Annotated in this window: 13 protein-coding genes and 1 tRNA gene; 6 read left to right on the forward strand and 8 right to left on the reverse strand. The window is 62.6% G+C overall.

What is annotated here, in order from left to right; translation table 11 throughout:
• Window positions 1–74 precede the first annotated feature (74 nt).
• From ACMNAY_RS09370 to ACMNAY_RS09380, 3 genes are all read right to left on the reverse strand, one after another.
• A complete protein-coding gene (locus ACMNAY_RS09370) occupies window positions 75–2,339 on the reverse strand; it encodes a DUF2142 domain-containing protein (protein WP_418719185.1) in 2,265 nt (754 codons plus the stop codon).
• Window positions 2,340–2,477: 138 nt separating this feature from the next.
• A complete protein-coding gene (locus ACMNAY_RS09375; protein WP_394968667.1) occupies window positions 2,478–2,756 on the reverse strand; it encodes a zinc-ribbon domain containing protein in 279 nt (92 codons plus the stop codon).
• 116 nt (window positions 2,757–2,872) lie between these two features.
• Window positions 2,873–3,424: a sigma-70 family RNA polymerase sigma factor gene (locus tag ACMNAY_RS09380; protein ID WP_418719186.1), complete on the reverse strand. Its 552-nt coding sequence runs from the start codon at window positions 3,422–3,424 to the stop codon at window positions 2,873–2,875.
• A 237-nt stretch (window positions 3,425–3,661) separates the two neighbouring features.
• On the opposite strand from ACMNAY_RS09380, the gene ACMNAY_RS09385 reads away from it, so the two are divergent.
• Both ACMNAY_RS09385 and ACMNAY_RS09390 read left to right on the forward strand, forming a co-directional pair.
• Window positions 3,662–3,747 (forward strand) — tRNA-Leu (locus ACMNAY_RS09385).
• 89 nt (window positions 3,748–3,836) lie between these two features.
• Window positions 3,837–4,757: a hypothetical protein gene (locus ACMNAY_RS09390; protein ID WP_418719187.1), complete on the forward strand. Its 921-nt coding sequence runs from the start codon at window positions 3,837–3,839 to the stop codon at window positions 4,755–4,757.
• A 223-nt stretch (window positions 4,758–4,980) separates the two neighbouring features.
• Here ACMNAY_RS09390 and ACMNAY_RS09395 read toward each other — a convergent pair whose 3' ends face one another.
• Entirely contained in the window at window positions 4,981–5,688 is a 708-nt protein-coding gene (locus ACMNAY_RS09395; RefSeq protein WP_418719188.1) for a hypothetical protein, read from the reverse strand.
• Window positions 5,689–6,007: 319 nt separating this feature from the next.
• Between ACMNAY_RS09395 and ACMNAY_RS09400 the strand changes: the two genes are divergently transcribed.
• Entirely contained in the window at window positions 6,008–6,409 is a 402-nt protein-coding gene (locus ACMNAY_RS09400) for a DUF2798 domain-containing protein (RefSeq protein WP_418719189.1), read from the forward strand.
• Window positions 6,410–6,460: 51 nt separating this feature from the next.
• Here the strand turns inward: ACMNAY_RS09400 and ACMNAY_RS09405 are convergent, their stop codons facing one another.
• The gene (locus ACMNAY_RS09405; protein WP_418719190.1) at window positions 6,461–7,792 is read right to left on the reverse strand and encodes a cytochrome c biogenesis protein CcdA; all 1,332 of its coding nucleotides are present in this window, start codon (window positions 7,790–7,792) and stop codon (window positions 6,461–6,463) included.
• A 144-nt stretch (window positions 7,793–7,936) separates the two neighbouring features.
• Window positions 7,937–8,743 carry an RICIN domain-containing protein gene (locus ACMNAY_RS09410; protein WP_394975751.1) on the reverse strand — a complete coding sequence of 269 codons (807 nt, stop codon included), beginning with the start codon at window positions 8,741–8,743 and terminating at the stop codon, window positions 7,937–7,939.
• Between the two features lie 142 nt (window positions 8,744–8,885).
• Here ACMNAY_RS09410 and sfsA point away from each other — a divergent pair, with 142 nt between their 5' ends.
• Both sfsA and ACMNAY_RS09420 read left to right on the forward strand, forming a co-directional pair.
• The gene (gene sfsA / locus ACMNAY_RS09415; RefSeq protein ID WP_394975753.1) at window positions 8,886–9,581 is read left to right on the forward strand and encodes a DNA/RNA nuclease SfsA; all 696 of its coding nucleotides are present in this window, start codon (window positions 8,886–8,888) and stop codon (window positions 9,579–9,581) included.
• A gap of 3 nt (window positions 9,582–9,584) precedes the next feature.
• Entirely contained in the window at window positions 9,585–10,328 is a 744-nt protein-coding gene (locus ACMNAY_RS09420) for a heparan-alpha-glucosaminide N-acetyltransferase (RefSeq protein WP_418719191.1), read from the forward strand.
• A gap of 45 nt (window positions 10,329–10,373) precedes the next feature.
• Here ACMNAY_RS09420 and ACMNAY_RS09425 read toward each other — a convergent pair whose 3' ends face one another.
• The gene (locus ACMNAY_RS09425; RefSeq protein WP_418719192.1) at window positions 10,374–11,306 is read right to left on the reverse strand and encodes a calcium/sodium antiporter; all 933 of its coding nucleotides are present in this window, start codon (window positions 11,304–11,306) and stop codon (window positions 10,374–10,376) included.
• Between the two features lie 37 nt (window positions 11,307–11,343).
• Window positions 11,344–15,231: an efflux RND transporter permease subunit gene (locus ACMNAY_RS09430; protein WP_418719193.1), complete on the reverse strand. Its 3,888-nt coding sequence runs from the start codon at window positions 15,229–15,231 to the stop codon at window positions 11,344–11,346.
• A 192-nt stretch (window positions 15,232–15,423) separates the two neighbouring features.
• Between ACMNAY_RS09430 and ACMNAY_RS09435 the strand changes: the two genes are divergently transcribed.
• Window positions 15,424–16,794: an MATE family efflux transporter gene (locus ACMNAY_RS09435; RefSeq protein ID WP_418719194.1), complete on the forward strand. Its 1,371-nt coding sequence runs from the start codon at window positions 15,424–15,426 to the stop codon at window positions 16,792–16,794.
• The last annotated feature ends 21 nt before the right edge of the window (window positions 16,795–16,815 follow it).

The following is a 16,815-nucleotide window of genomic DNA, read 5'->3' on the forward strand; positions in this document are numbered from 1 at the left end:
CTTTCAAAAATCCAGTCGGGGCGCTTTGTCCCGTTTATTACTATATCCGATTTTTACGCGGTTTGCAACGCCTGTCAGGGCTTGTAGGCCGCCGAGGCGAAGAGCACCAGGCTCTGCAGTGCCACCGCCGCCGCCAGCGCACCGGCGCTCAGCCGCAGGGCCCCGTCGGTGGAGCGCCGCAAACAGAGGGTGCGCCCCTCGGCCAGAAGCAGCAGCGCGGCGGGCAGCACCGGCAGCAGGTAGCGCCCCTGCATGCCGAAGATGGTGGTGAGGTTGATGGGTGTCCAGCACAGCGCGGCCAGCATGCTCAGCGCCGCCACCCCCAGCACCGCAAGGCCCATGCCCCACCGGGCGCCCCGGCTCAGCAGAGGGCCTTCCTCCACCGGCCGCAGACAGGCCCACACCAGCAGCGCCAAAAGCGCAATGGTGAGCAGCCAGCTGATCTCCAGCCCGTAGACGATGGGCTCGCCGGGCAGCGCGCCCACCAGCCCCTGCAGATACCGGGGCATCTGGCTGCCCAGGGTGTTCACCAGCAGCTTTACGGTCTGGGGAATGTGGCTGAGGATGTAGCCAAAGCTGTAAACGTAGGTGGATTCGCCGTTGGGCTTGATGGAGGCGGCGTACTCCTCGGGAGTGAGGGTCATGCCGCTGTTCGCGCCCACCCAGAACATCGCGCCGGCCAATGCCGCCACCGCCAGCGCGCCCACGGCCAGCGCCGCCTTTTTGAACCAGGCGCGTTTGCCCCAGCGGAGCCAGGCGACAACGGCCAGCGCTGCCGCCGGCACCAGGCGCAGCAGCACGAACTGGATGCGCTCCACGTCCACGCTGCGGAGCATATAGCTCACGGTGGAGCCATTGAACCACAGCCAGCCGGCGGCTGCCGCCGCACACAGCAGTGCCTTGAAGGCCCGGCTGCGGACTTTTCCGCCCAAAGCGGCGGCGGGGATAGGCAGGCAGAGCACCACCAGCACCAGATAGATGGCCTTCATGGGGCCCAGCAGCGCCGCCAGCACCAGCAGGCCCGCCTGTTCGCCGCGGCCCAGCACATCTTTGCACAGGATGCCCCGCAGGCACAGGGCGGTGAACACCAGCGCAAGGCCGTTCACCAGCGTGTCGGCGGACACGCTGCCCGCCAGGCTGAGGCCCATGGGCAGCAGCCCCGCCGCGAAGAAGATGTTTTTGTGGACGGGCGCAAGGCGCACTGCCAGCGCGCCCAGTGCCGCGTAGGCCGCCACGCTGGCCAGCCGGGCCAGCAGCAGCATGGCATGGAACCCGAGGCCCAGCGCCCGGGCCAGCAGGATGCCCAGCATCTGAGGCAGATACTGCAGCGCCAGCACATTGTAGGGCGGGCTCACCTCGGCGGTGGCGGTGAGGGCGGAGCTGTTCCCGGTGGAGAACAACTCGTCGGTCATGGTCTTGTAGGCCAGGATGCCGATGGGGCCGGAGGAATCGCGCATGTATTCCGCGTCGCACTCCCGCATGGCCAGCAGCGTCTCGCCGTTTTCCCCGGTGGTAACGCCCGGCTGGCCGGTGACACGGTTGGCCAGGGCGTAGGCGCTGGCCAGGTGGCCATATTCGTCCGGGCCGCCCAGCGGCGGGGTGACCAAGGCAAACACCAGCCCCAGCGCCGCGGCAAAAAACGCGAAGCTCACGTGGGCTCTTGCCCGGCGCACAAAGATGAGCCACCAGCCGCCCATCACGGCGGCAAACACCAGCACGGCCAGCGGCGCAAAGGCCCGCAGGGCGTAGCCGGTGCCGGTGTAGTTGGTGATGTACTGCAGCGCCGCAGTGCGCCCGGGCGCGGAGGCTCCGGCGGCGTCGGTGAGAGGCATGGCCGGGTCGGCCTGCTCCCCTTCGCCATACACAAGGCCCGCCTTGTCCTCCGCGGTGGCGGGGGCGAAGGTGACGCGCAGCTGATAACTGCCCCCCTCTTCCAGCGTGACGGGTGAGGCAAAGATGACGTCCACAAAAGCGCCGTCCAGCAGCATGGTCATGTCACCGTCGCAGGCGGTGAGGGTCTCGCCACTGGCGTTTTCCAGCGCCGCACGGAAGGATCCTTGGGCTACTCGGCCGTCGGTGACGAACATCAGCCGCACGCCGTAGAGCTTCTCCCCTTCCCCGGCGGGCAGCTGCTGCACAAGGCCGGCGGCGGGGTCGGCGGGGTACATCCCCTGCATCGCCTCGTAGCCGTCGTGCACGATTTTGTACTCACTCTGGTTTTTGCCCGCCTGATGGAGGGTGTAGCCGGCCCAGGCCAGGGCGAAGGCCGCCGCCAGCGCGCAGCACAGCCCGCCCAGCCACAAGCGGTGTTTTTTGATCAAAGCGCCCAGTCGTTCCATGGCGGGCTCCTTTCCGTCGCCGCGTGCGCGGCGGGTTTTCAACAGTTTTTATTGTACCGCAAAGCAGAGGGAAAAACAACACGGCCCGCCGGGGCACAAAAAAAGGGCGCGGCCGCTTGGCCGCGCCCTTTTGGGCGATTACTGCTGCTCCTTCATCTTGGCGAAGCACTCGCTGCAGTACACAGGGCGATCTTCGCGGGGCTGGAAGGGAACGCGGGCGACCTTGCCGCAGGCGGCGCAGGTGGCCTCGAACATCTCGCGGGTGCCGCGGGTGGCGTTCTTGCGAGCGTCACGGCACTCTTTGCAGCGCTGAGGCTCGTTCTCGAAGCCACGGCTGGCGTAGAACTCCTGCTCGCCGGCAGAGAACACGAACTCCTTACCGCAGTCTTTGCATACCAGGGTCTTGTCTTCGTACATGGTGAATTTCTCCTCTGATTTGATTTTTGCCCGCGGAAGGATTTTAACCGTCACCTTTGGTTGTACCAATGCTCTAAGTGTTAAGCTACAGGGGCATATATGCCAAGCCCGAAGGCTCAGTGCGTGGGGTGGCCGCCGCGAAGTTTGCGGCGCAGGCGGACGAGGGCGTTTTCCACCGCTTTGGGGGTGCAGCCCAGCTGCCGGGCGATCTGGCGGTAGCTGCCGCCGGCCAGGTGGGCCGCCAGCACCTCCCGCTCGAAGGGGGAAAGCCGGGTCTGGATGTCCGCCACAGTGGAACGCAGCTGCTCGCGGCGGATGGCCAGCTCCTCCGGCCCGGGGGCGGGAGCGGCGTCCTCCAGCGGCAGGCTCTGGTTGAGTGGCGCGTTCTTTTTGCGGCCGGCGGCGCGGCGGGCCGCCGTCACCGCGTTGCGGATGCACACGGCGGCGTAGGTCTCAAAGGACGCGCCGCCCGCGGCGTGATAGCTCTTGATGGCGCCGAACAGGCCGATGATCCCTTCCTGCAGCGCGTCGTCGAACTCGAGGCCGGGGCAAACCGCACGGGCCGCGGCACGGCGCAGCAGAGGCATCATGTGGGTGAGCACCGCGGCCACCGCGGCCTCCTGCCCTGCCCGCGCGCGGGCCAGCGTCTGTGGCGTGAGATGGATCATAAGACAAAACCTCCGCGAAAGGCGACTTTCGCAGAGGCCAGTCGGGGTCAATTTTTATCTCCTTTAGTTTATCCCACGGCACCGGGTTTGTCAATAGCGATTTGCCCAGTATCTCACAAAAAAGTCTCATTTTCTTTGTTGGATTCACACACTTCGAGCCAATCCATTCCCCCGCGGCGACCGGCGCTTGATTTTTCTTCCGACCCATAGTATAATACTTGCGTTGCCCCGCAAAATGCCGGCGTGTCGGAATGGCAGACGATGCGGACTCAAAATCCGTTGGTGGCAACACCGTGTGGGTTCAAGTCCCACCGCCGGCACCATAATGAATGAGCCCCGCTTTTCGAACTGTTTTATCGAAAAGCGGGGCTCATTCGCATTGATACTGAACTCTCGAATGGAGTGACACATTTTGAACGGACTTTTAGTGCTTCCACAAGACATGCTTTGCAGTGCAGAAACATTGGGCAATCACTTTACTACTGCTATTGCACAAATACCAGTAGATGTATACTTTCCATCCTTTAATGACAAGCGCTCCCCGAATATTGGAACCAACAATCCACTGCTCCCGCCTTCAATTGGAAAGGCATGGAAGCGGAGCGGTAAGCCACTAAATTGGGGATATCCTGTTAGCTATCCTAAACCAGATGCTTCTGTTTCATTACTTGCATTTTCGATTTCTTGCAGTCAAACCGAAGAGCGAGAAGTTGCAAAAAAAATATATCAGGATATCGATAGGTGGACAGATTCATTTATTCATTATTGTATTTTGGAAACCAAGCAAGGGCTCAGGCAAAATAGAGCTATATCCAACTGCCAGACGGACCTGCAGCTATCGGGGAGTGAGGGACGTATACCAAAATCGACAATCGTGACAATAGAAGCATATCTTTACCAAGATAGCCAAGCGCTTACGGTAAACCAAATTAAAGGCGCAATGGAATTTGCAGCGTCACAACAGCCTATGAAGATTGAGTATGAGATGTTATTGGCATCGTATTTTGCAAAAATGCAAGATCAAAACAATCATGCCATCATGGATGCATGCTCTGCTGTGGAGATTTGCCTAAATAGTGTCATTCAACAATTCGCCGACAAGAAAGGGATAAACCTTAAAATACTAACCTCAAAATATAGAACTCTGGGCCATAAATTTGATTTGTTACATTTAATTGACGAGGTCCCGCCAACCATACAAACCTCCAAGATTACAAAAACCAGAAATCGTGTTGCTCACAATAACGGAAGCATTGTATCAGACGATGAAACCGATACACTGATCCGTGAGGTTGAAAAATGTTTAAGGCATTATAGTCCCCAATATTACTAAGCATCTGTAGCATCTATAGTGTATGATGTTCTATATCGTCGCAAACTTCATCTCGCTTGCGACGATTTTTTTACAAAAATCATCGCGCGATTACTCTGCTGTCCCTCGCTTCCGCAGAAAACCCCATTGTGCGGGTTGTCCCGGTGGCCCCGCCGCCCTGCGGGCGGCAATGGACTGCTCTTTATTCAAAAAGCCCGGCCGAGCGGTCGGGCTTTCTTTGTTATCATTCTTCGCTGAGGGTGGCGCGGTATGCCACATATTCGCCGTCTGTTTGAATGAAGCTCACGGTGAGGCGAAGCTCATCCACAGAAAAATCTGCGTGCCAGTCGCCGCCTGTGATAAGATGCTCCAGATCGTTGCCCAAAGGCCAGTTTTCCGGAATAGGCGCATTGTAATAGACGTCCTCGGTGTGGGTCAGCTCCGGCGTTTGGCCAAGGCCTTCGCACAGCATCGGATAGGTGATGAGCGCATCGGTCACAAACAGCTGGCGCAGGCTGTCCTGTTCAAAAACGGCAGGGGCCAGCGGGTCGATCTCATCCTCCAGAGTGAGTTCCAGCACCGGCAAATCGTCCACAAAGGGATTTTCAAGATAACTTCCCTCGCCGTATCCCTCACGCCACGCGGCGAGGCTTCCTTCCTCCGGAAGGATCATCTGCACATCCAAAAAGGGTTCAAAGTACAAAACGCGCGCCGTTCCCCTGCCGGTGATCTCTGCGTGGCAGCTGCCCTGCCGCGTCTGCTTCAAGAAGGCATTGTCCCCTTCCAGAAGGTCAAAAAAAGCGCTGTTCAGTTCAAAGGCCACGGCAGATCCTGATTGGCTGATCGAGGCCGGCGGCTGGCTTGCAGAGGCAGCAGATTCGGGCAGCCCCGCGCAGGCGGACAGGAACAGCATGCCGAAAAGCGCAGCACAAAAAACAGACGTTTTTTTCACGGCGCATTTCCTTTCTATAAAAGAGTATGTTTTCATCATAGCATGTTTGCCGTATGCCCGCAATCGGCCCGCTTGTTTTGCCTCTGCCGGGCCGTTTTCCCCGCTTTCCCGTCCAAAACGCGCAGGATCGGCCCGCACCGTTTCCAAAACTTTGTCATTACTCACAATTACGAGAGGTCTTTTTTGTGTGATATGATGATGCACGCTTGATTCTTACACGAGAGAGGAAGATAAACAATGCCCCAGAACAAACGGGAAAGCCTCATCTACACCGTACTGATGTGTTTCGTGATGGTGCTCTGGATGAGATTTTTACAATGTGGCCCTGCAGCAGGGCAGCTTCACCCTTGACACCCTGGCCGCCGGCTGGCTCGGTTTCCCTTTCGCCTACCTGGTGGGAATGTTCTGCGACTGGTTCGTGGCCTCCAAGATCGCCAAGGGCGTGGCCTTTCGCTTTTTGGTCAAGCCCCAGGACAGCACGCTGAAAAAGGCGCTGTACATCTCCTGCGGCATGGTGGTGGTGATGGTGATCCTCATGTCCCTTTACGGGTCCTGCGAGGGTGCGTTCCACACCGGCAACTGGGGCGCCGTTCCGATGAACTGGCTGGTGAATATCCCCCGCAACTTCATCATGGCACTGCCCCTTCAGCTGCTCATCGCCGGCCCACTGGTGCGGCGGGTATTCCGCGCCGCCTTTCCCGAAGGAAAGGTGCTTGCCTGAACGGCACAACAGAACAGCCCCCGGAGGACTTTTCTCCGGGGGCTGTTCGCTTTATCCGGCGCGCACGCCGGTTCGGGTCTGCTCGATGATGCTGTCCATGATATCGCGGGTGAGGCTGCCGGTGATGTAGCCGAACACGTTGCCCTCCGCGTCGATCATGAAGGTGGTGGGGAAGGCACTGACGCCGTACTGGGCAAAGATCTCGCCCGTCTCGTCCATCACCGTGGGATAGGTGTAGCCCTTCTCCTCCAGCCAGTCGCCGATCTCTTCGGCGGTGAGACTGTCGGCGTTGCCGGGGTGGTCGGGGTCGCGGGGATTCGCCACACCCAGCACCACCACCTCATCGGTGTTCTCGCCCCAGTCCTCGTAGAGCTGCTGGATCTCCGGCATCTCCCGCTGGCAGGGGCCGCACCAGGTGGCCCAGAAGTTCAGGAACACCACCTTGCCCTCATAGTCGGAGAGGGTGTGCTCCTCGCCGTTCTGATCCACGAGGGTGAAATCCGGCGCGGGAGGCAGCTCACTGGCAGAGGCGGAACCGCTCTCCGGCGCGGAGGGAGATGCGCTGCTTTCGCTCTGGCTTTCATCCGCGGGGACGGAGGAAGGCGCGCTTTCCGGTGCAGAGGCGCTCTGGCTCACCGAGGTGCTCTGGCCGCCGGTGCCGGAAACGCCGCTGAGGTAGGCGGTGAAGCCGTTCATCCAGCCGGTGAACATCATCACGCCCATCAAAATCAGCAGCACGCCGCCCGCCCGGGCGGTCCACTTGAGCCAGCCGGTATGGCGCTTGAAGAAGGCCAGCACCTGGCTGGTGAACAGGCCTACCGCCAAAAAGGGCAGCACAAAGCCCAAGGTGTAGACGCCGATGAGCACAAAGCCCATGCCCCGGGTGCCGGTGCTGGCGGCCATCAGCAGCACGCTGGTGAGGGCCGGGCCGACGCAGGGCGTCCAGGCAAAGCTGAAGGTGAAGCCCAACACCAGCGCGGCCAGCGGGCTGGCGCCCCATTTTTTGGGATCAAAGGGCAGCCGCCACTCCCGCTGCATGAAGCGGCTTTCCAGAAAGCCCAGCTGCACCAGGCCCATCAGCACCACCAAAATGCCGCCGATGCGGGCGGCCAGTGCCCGGTTGCCGGTGAAGAAGCGGCCCAACTGGGTGAAGCCCAGCCCCAGCACGAAGAAGGCGAAGCTGATGCCCAGAATGAAAAACAGGGTGTTGCGCAGCGTCAGGCGGCGGCGCTGGCGGTCGGTGAGTTCCTCAGCGGAGGCGCCGCCCGCCAGATAGCCCAGGTACAGGGGGATGAGCGGCAGCACGCAAGGCGAGAAAAAGCTCAAAAGGCCCTGGGCGAACACGGCCAGCGCCGAAACACTTGTCTCCACGGTAAATCCCATTCAAAACACTTCCTTTCCCTTTTGCGCGGGGATGTACAGCCATGATACCAGAAAAACGCCGCGGCCACCGTAGCAAAGTCACAAATGGGGCCGGAAAAGCCCCCGGCAGACAAAACTGCCGGGGGCTTTTTTCGGCGTTACGGTTTATTTGCCGGCCTTTTTGACCGCGGGCTTGGCAGCCTCGGTCTTTTTGGCGGGCTCGGCCTTGACGGGTTCGGCCTTGACGGGTTCGGCCTTGACAGGCTCCGCCTTCTTGGCAGGGGCAGCCTTGGGAGCGGCAGCCTTCTTGGCCGCGGGCTTCTTGGCAGCGGGCTTCTCCACGGCCTTGGGCGCCTCCTCCTTCACGGCCTCGGCCTTGGCGGGCTCGGCTTTCTTTGCGGGAGCAGCCTTCTTCGCCGCGGGCTTTTTGGCGGCGGGTTTCTTCGCGGCGGGCTTCTTGGCCACCTTGGGGGCCTCTTCCTTCACAGGCTCGGCCTTGACGGCGGCCTTCTTGACGGCCTTGGCTTCCGCCACGGTCCAGGTCTGGTTCTCGCCGCCCACGTCCTGCCAGATCTGCAGGCGGGCGCCGTTGTCCTGGTTCATGCCCACCACGTCCAGGCACTTGCCGGACAGATTGGACTTGATCTTCACGCGGCCGTCGCCGGTGGACTCCAGCACCCACAGCTGGCTGGAGCCGTTGGCGCCCTCCCACTGATGGACCCAGGTGCCGTCCACCACGCCGCCGGCGATCAGATCCAGCATTTTGCCGGTGAAGCGGTTGCGGATGCGGTAGACGCCGTCGCCTGCGCGCACGAAGCTCCACTGCTGCCAGTCCTCGCCGGCGTAGTCCCACAGCTGGATGGCGGCGCCGTTCTCGGTGTTGTAGTCGGCGACCTCCACGACCTTGCCATTGGCGGCGGTGATGGTATAATATTTATCAGCACTGATCACGGTTTGAGCAGTCTTTTTCATATGAATGTCCTCCATTCCTTTTCACATGTTTCCCCCATTTGGAAACCTTGCATTTTATTATAGCACCACAGCGAAATCCGTCAAGCAAAACGGCCTAAAATGCCGTTTTGCGACGCAAACTGCACCATGAAAGGGTCTTTTTATGACATACGAGCGCATTCGAACGGCACAGTTTCTTCTGCGGGAGAACCGCTTCACCGCCCAGGTGCTTCTGGACGGCGAGCCGGTGCGGGTGCACGTGAAGAACACCGGCCGCTGCGCCGAGCTGCTGACGCCAAACGCCACGGTCTGTCTGGCGGGGGCGGAGAACCCCGCCCGCAAGACCGGCTGGGACCTGGTGGCGGTGGAAAAGGGGCCGCTGCTCATCAACATGGACTCCGCCGCCCCCAACAAGGCCGCCGGCGAATGGCTGGCGGCGGGCGGGCTGGGGCAGCTGGAGGGCCTGCGCCCGGAGTACACCGTGGGGGATTCCCGCTTTGACTTTTACGCGTTGCGCGGCGGCAAGCCGCTGCTGGTGGAGGTGAAGGGCTGCACGCTGGAAACCGACGGCATCGCCGCTTTCCCCGACGCGCCCACTCTGCGGGGCTTAAAGCATGTGCGGGAGCTGACGGCGCTGGCGGCCGAGGGCTGGCAGTGCTGCGTGCTGGTGGTCGTTCAGATGAAAGGTGTGCGGCTGTTCCGGCCCAACTGGGCCACCCAGCCCGCCTTCGGCAGGGCGCTGGCCGAGGCACAGGCCGCCGGGGTGCAGCTGTTGGCCATGGACTGCCTTGTGACGCCGGACAGCATGATGCTGGACGCGCCGGTGCCCATCGACCTGACCCCGCCGGAAGGAGTGTGAGCCATGGCCGTTGCACAAAAGACCCGCTACCGCTGGCTGGACATCCTGCGCGGCGCGGCGGTGGTGAACATGGTAGCTTTCCACTTCTGTTACGACTGGTTCGAGGTGTTCGCCCGGCTGCCGGGCTGGTACTTTCTCTGGCCCAGCCGCCTTTGGCAGCAGGCCATCTGCTGCACCTTCATCCTCACCGCCGGGTTTTCCGCCGGTCTTGGCCGCCGGGCGCTGCGCCACGGCCTTGTTCTGAATCTGTGCGGCTTCGCGGTGAGCGCGGTGACGCTGCTGGCGCTGCCCAGTGAGGCTGTGTTTTTCGGCGTTCTGAACCTGCTGGGCTGCTCGGTGCTGCTGGTGTGGGCGCTGCGCCCGGCGCTGGAAAAGCTGCCCGCCGCTCCGGGGCTTTGCGTCAGCCTCGTCCTCTTTGCCCTCACCCGCCACCTGCCCGAAGGCTATCTGGGCTTTCTCGGTCTGTGGCGGATGGAGCTGCCTGCCGGGCTTTACCGGTGGAACGCGCTGGCCTTTCTGGGCCTGCCGGGGCCGACCTTCACCAGCAGCGACTACTTCCCGCTGGCGCCCTGGTTTTTCCTGTTCCTGGCGGGGTGGTTTTTCTGCCGTCTGGCCCGCCCCCGGCTGGAAGGCTTTCTCCCCCGCCTTTCCTGCCCGCCGCTGGAATGGGTCGGGCGGCACAGTCTGGGGATCTATCTCATCCACCAGCCGGTATGCATGGCGGTGTGCTTGCTGCTGAATCTCTGAACAAAGACCGGGCGGACACGCGTTTGACGTGTCCGCCCGGTCTTTTTATGCGTTGATGATGAGATAAACGGTGTAGGCAACGTAAGCCAGCAGGCCCGCCGCGCCCATGGGCTTGGTCATCCGGCCCTTGATGCGGCACCAGATGAACAGCGCCGTGGTGAGCACCAGCATGATGACGCCGTCCACCAGAACGCCCCGGGCGCTCTCGATGGGGGTCAGCGCGCTGGACGCGCCCAGGATGAACAGGATGTTGAAGATGCAGGAACCCACGGCGTTGCCCAGGGCAAGGCCGCTTTCGCCCTTGCGGGCAGCCACGATGCTGGTGGCCAGTTCCGGCAGACTGGTGCCCACGGCCACGATGGTCAGGCCGATGAGGGTCTGGGAGAGGCCCAGCGCGGCGGCAATGTTGCTGGCGCTGTCCACCACCAGGTCGCCGCCCCAGATGATGGCCACCATGCCCAGCAGGATAAAAGCGATGCACCGCAGCAGACTGACCGGCTCCTCCTCAGTCTCCGGAGTGCGGGAGGCCAGCGCCTGTGCCACGGTGAGGGCGATGTAGGCAGCCATGAGGCCCAGCATCACGACGCCCTCCCAGCGCTGGAGCACATCGTCCCACATGAAGAACACCAGCAGGGCGCTGGCGCCGATGCACACCGGGAAGTCGCGCACCATCAGCTCCTTGTCGGGCACAAAGCTCATGACCAGGGCGCAGAAGCAGGCCACCACCATCAGGTTGAAGATGTTGGAGCCGATGACGTTGCCCAGGCTCAGACCGTTGTTGCCGGTGAGGCCGGCGGTGATGGATACCGAGGCTTCCGGCAGGCTGGTGCCCATGGCCACCACGGTGAGACCGATGACCACGCCGGGCACCCGCAGCCGCCGGGCCACGCCGGAGGAACCGTCCACAAAGAAGTCCGCGCCTTTGACCAGCAGCACAAAACCGACCACCAGCACAAGGCAGTTGAGAAGCATCGCCATTATTTATTGACATCCTTTCTTTTCAGGGCGGCGAGGGTCAGTCCTCGTCGTCCACTTCGATCTTTTTCATGGGTTTGCGGAACATCAGGTCATAGAACACCGGCACGATGAAGAGGGTGAGCAGGGTGGCGTAGCCCAGGCCGCCCATGGTGACCAGCGCCATGGGTTTGGAAAGCTCGGCGCCCATGCCGGTGCTGAAGGCCATGGTGCTCATGGCCAGAATGGTGGTGAGGGCGGTCATCAGGATGGGCCGCATGCGGGTCTTTCCGGTCTCGATGAGGGCGGCCCGCTTTTCCATGCCCTCCAGCCGCAGCTGGTTGGCGTAGTCCACAAAGACGATGCCGTTGTTCACCACAACGCCCGCCAGGATGAGGAAGCCCAGCATGGAGATGACCGACAGGGGCAGCCCCGCGATCCACAAAGCGCCCAGACCGCCGGTGAAGGCCAGCGGCATGGTGAGCATCACGATGAAGGGGCCCAGCAGGCTCTGGAACTGAGCCACCATGATCATATAAATGAACACCACGGCCAGCAGGATCATCAGCACCAGATCCTGCATGGCGTCCGCCACCGTCTGGGTCTCGCCGCCCACTTCAAGGGTGTAGCCGTCGGGCAGATCGTAGCCGTCCAGCGTGGGCTGGATGTCACGGCTGATGAGGGTGGCGTTGTAGCCCTCCTTCACCGCCGCGCTCACCGTCATGTAGCGCTGCTGGTTCTCGCGGTTCACCGACGCAAGGCTGAAGTCATCCTTCAGGCTGGCGAACTCGGAAAGGGTGTGGGTCTCGGTCTCGGCGTCCGGCCCCGTGCCGGCCACCTCGAACTCAAACTGCATCAGGGTGTCACGGTCCAGCTTGCCCCGCTCGTCCGCCACCACCACTTCGTAGTCCTCGGCCCCCACCGTCAGAGTGGTGGAGGTGGTCTCGGTGGTCAGCGCGGCGGCAAGGTCGCTGTAAATTTGCGCCACCGTCAGCCCGCAGCTCATGGCGGCGTCCTTATCCACCACCAGCCGCAGCTGGGGCGTGCCCTCCTCCTGGCCGTTGGTGGGCTCTTCCAGCCCTTCCACGCCCCGGAGGATGTCCATCAGATCGTGGGTGATCTGGTTGAGGGTGTCCACGTCCGGGCCGCGCACGATCAGCTCCACGCCGCTGCCGCCCAGCACCGACAGATCCATGCTGGAGGTGGTCACGCTCACCTCGCAGCCGGGCAGCTGGCCCGAGAGGGCGGTGAGAGCGTCGGCGGTCTTTTCGCTGTCGGCGTTCTCATCCAGCACCAGATAGAAGCTCATGCTCGCCACGGTGTCGGAGCCGCCTGCGCCGCCCATGCCCATGATGCTCATGCCGGTGCCGCCGTCCATGGCGCCCACCGTTTCCACGCCCTCCACCTGCTGCATCAGCGCCATGGCCTCGTCGGTGAGGGCGTAGGCGTCGGCGCGTTTGGTGTCCTCGGGCAGGGTGAGGGTGGCGCTGATCTGGTTTGCAGCCATGTTGGGGATGAACTCCATGCCCATCTGGGTGGTGTGCCAGACGCACAGCGCCAGCAGCGCCGTTGCCAGCGCCAGCGGCACCACTTTGACCCGCAGGCAGAACTCCAGCGCCTTGCCGTAGGCTTCCAGCATTTTGTCGAACCAGGGGTGGCTCTTGTCCTTGCTTTCCCGCAGCATGGTGGCGCTGAGGGTGGGCACAAGGGTCAGGGCCACGATGAGGCTGGCCAGCAGCGAGTAGGCGATGGTGAGGCCCATGTCCACAAAGAGCTGGCGGGTGAGGCCGTCGGTGAAGACGATGGGCAGGAACACGCAGACGGTGGTGAGGGTGGAGGCCGCGATGGCTCCGCTCACCTGTTTCGCGCCCCGCACGGCGGCTTTGGCCGCGGGCACGCCCTGGCTGCGCAGGCGGTAGATGTTCTCCACCACCACAATGGAGTTATCCACCAGCATGCCCACGCCCAGGGCAAGGCCCGAAAGGCTGATCATGTTGAGGGTGACGCCGGAGAAGTACATCAGCACCACGGCGAACATCAGGCTGATAGGGATGCTGAAGGCCACCACCAGGGTGGGGCGCAGGTCCTTGAGGAAGACCGCCAGCACCAGCACCGCCAGCAGCGCGCCCCAGCCCAGGTTGGAGAGCACCGAGTCCACCGTCATCTGAATGTAAACGCCCTGGTCCATCAGCGGGGTGATGCGCAGGCCGGGGTACTTGGCTTCCAGTTCCTCAATGGCCGCGTTCACCGTCTTGGACACTTCGCTGGTGGAGGCGGTGGAAGCCTTCTGGATGCTCACCGCCACCGCCGGGTTGCCGTTCATGCGGGCGTAGCTCTCGCCGGAGTTGTCGATGACCGTCACGTCGGCCACGTCCGAAAGGCGCACATCGCCCACGTCGCCCGCGTCCATGTGCAGCAGCAGGGCGTTTTCCAGCTCTTCCACGCTGGAGAAGGCGTCGCCCACCTTCAAAAGGTACTGGTCCTCGCCCTGATACAGGTAGCCTGCGGGCATGGCGAAGTTCTGGGCCATCACCAGGCCGGAGACCATTTCTTTCGTGAGCAGCTTGCTCACGTCCGCCTGTTCCAGGGCCGCCTTGCGGGCGTCCTCAAACTGTTCCTGGGCGTCCTCCAGCTGGGCCTCGCCCTCTTTGAGGGCGCTCTCGGCGGCGGCCAGCTGGGCCGAAGCGCTGCCGAAGCCCGCCGCGGCCAGGATCTTGCCCTCCTCCAGTTTCTTGTAGGCCTCCTGGGCCTTTTCCACGCCGGCCTTGGCCTGCTCGGCCATCACCTTGGCGGCCATCAGCTCGGTGTCGATGTTGGTCAGCGCGGTCTCCAGTTCCGCCACCCGGGCAGGGGCGTTCTGCGCCTTGTCCAGCAGGTCGAGGAAACCGTCGCGGGTGAGGTCTTTCATCTCGTCGGGAATGGTCACGCCGGGGATGGGCGCATTGACGATGGCGCCCCAGGCGGCAGCCCAGGCCTCGTCGCCGGCGGCCTTGATGACCTCCACCGCCTGCGCCGTGTCGCTCACCGGCGCGCCGCCCAGGATGAAGGCCACGCCCTGGGCCGCCTGCTCCAGCAGAGCGCTCTGGCCGGCCAGCTGCTCCATGCCCTTTTTCTCCGCTTCCAGCGCAGCCTTGCTGGCCTCCAGCGCGGTCTGCTGGCTGGCGAGGGCCTGGGCCTGCGCGATGGCGGAGTCCAGCTGGGCGCTGGCGTTCGCCAGTTCGGCGGCGGTGTCACCCTGCTGGTTTTCCAGCGCGGTCTTGCCGCTCTCCAGCTCGGCGCGGCCGTCCTCCACCTTTTTCTTAGCGTCGTCCAGCTCGGCCTTGGCGTCGGCCAGCTCTTCGTCCACGCTGGCCAGCACCTTGGTGTTGATGGTTTCGATCTTTTCCTCGTTGAGGCGGATCTCCACGCTCTTTTCCACAAGGCCGGTGCCGCTGACGCTGGCCACGCCCGCCTGCCGTTCAAAGGCGGGGATGACCGTCTCAGAGGCAAAATCGGTGAGCTGATAAACGTCCATGCCCTCCATGTCCACCGCGGCGATCATCACCGGCAGCATATCCGGCGAAATTTGCAGAAGCATGGGGTTGCCGGCGGTGTCGGGCAGCGCGCCCCGCACCTGATCCACCGCTGTGGACAGGTTGACCATGGCACTGTCCATGTTGGTGCCGCCGTCGAACTCAAGCACCACGGTGCTCACGTTTTCCGACGACGTGCTGGTGACGTTCGTCACGCCGTTCACGGTACCCAGGCCCGCCTCCAGCGGCGCGGTGATCTGACTTTCCACCTGTTCGGGGCTGGCGCCGGGCATGGTGGTGACCACCACCACATAGGGCAGTTCCATGGCGGGCAGCAGGTCGGTGACCATGTTGAAGAAGCTGATGACGCCCAACACGATCACCATCACCACCGCCACCACCACGGTGTAAGGCTTTTTGACGCAGTATTTTGACATAGACTCACTCTTTCTTTTGGAAAACGGCGGCTGCTCCGCCGTGACGCATAAATTACAGTATAGCCTTTTTGAAGGCAAAAGGCAATCTCCGCAAAGGCTGAACCGAAACACAGGAATGTAAAATTTACGCTTTGTTTGACGGGCGTGTTATCATGAAAATGAAAGAAAACGAAAGATCCGGAGGAACGGAATATGCAAAAAACCGGCGGCGCCTCGGACGCCCAATTCATCAAAATGACGCAAACACCCATCCCGAAACTCATCGTCACACTGGCCGCGCCCACGGTGGCAAGCATGCTGGTGAGTTCCATCTACAATCTGGCCGACACCTTTTTCGTTGGCCAGCTGAAAAGCAACAGTGCCACCGGCGCGGTGGGCGTGGTGTTCAGCCTGATGGCCATTCTTCAGGCCTTCGGCTTTATGGTGGGCATGGGCTCGGGCAGCGTCATCAGCCGCCTGCTGGGCCAGCAGGAAGGCAAGCAGGCCAGCCACATCGCCTCCATGGGCTTTTTCACCTCGCTGGGCTGCGGCCTGGCGCTGGGCGTGGGCGGCCTTGTCTTTCTGGAGCCGCTGATGCGGCTTCTGGGCGCCACCGACACCATTCTGCCCTACGCCTGCGACTACGGGCGCTACATTCTGGCGGCCGCGCCGCTGATGTGCGCCAGCTTCACCATGAACAATATGCTGCGCTACGAGGGCAAGGCCGCCTTTGCCATGATCGGCCTGACCACCGGCGGCATTCTGAACATCCTGCTGGACCCGCTGTTCATCTTTGTGTTCGACATGGGCATCGCCGGCGCGGCGCTGGCCACGGCCCTGTCCCAGTGCGTGAGCTTCTGCCTTTTGCTGGCGATGTTCCTCTCGGGCAAAAGCCAGCTTCATCTTTCGGTGCGGCTCATCGGGCGGGACGCCGCCGACCTGCGCAACATTCTGGCCTGCGGGCTGCCCAGCTTTGCCCGGCAGGCACTGGCCAGCGTGGCCACCGCCCTGCTGAACTGGCAGGCGGGCCAGTGCGGCGGTGACGCGGCGGTGGCGGCCATGAGCGTTGTGGGCCGCATCTTCATGTTTGTGTTCGCGGTGATGCTGGGCATCGGCCAGGGCTTCCAGCCGGTGGCGGGCTACAACTACGGCGCGGGCAAATTCAACCGTCTGCGCCAGGCCTTCCGCTTCACCCTGCTTTTGGGCGAGGGCTGCATCTGCCTGGTGGCGCTGGGCACCTTCCTGGCGGCTCCCTGGCTCATCCAGGCCTTCCGCAACGACCCGCAGGTCATCGAGATCGGCGTGTTCGCCTGCCGGCTGCAATGCTGCGCCATGCTGCTGGTGCCGCTGGGCACCTGCGCCAACATGCTGTTCCAGAGCACCGGCCAGAGCGCCGCGGCCACCTTTTTGTCCAGCCTGCGGCAGGGGCTTTATTACCTGCCGCTGATGCTGGTGCTGCCGCTGGTCATCGGGCTGCGGGGCGTGCAGATCGCCCAGCCTCTGGCGGACGCGCTCACCTTTGTCACCAGCGTGCCTTTCCTGCTGCGGTTTTTCGCCCAGCTGCCCCGGCAGGACCGGGAATAAAGCATTTTCCTCCCGCCCCCG

It is taken from the genome of Candidatus Allofournierella merdipullorum, from assembly GCF_048426865.1.
GTDB classification, from domain to species: Bacteria; Bacillota; Clostridia; order Oscillospirales; family Ruminococcaceae; genus Allofournierella_A; species Allofournierella_A merdipullorum.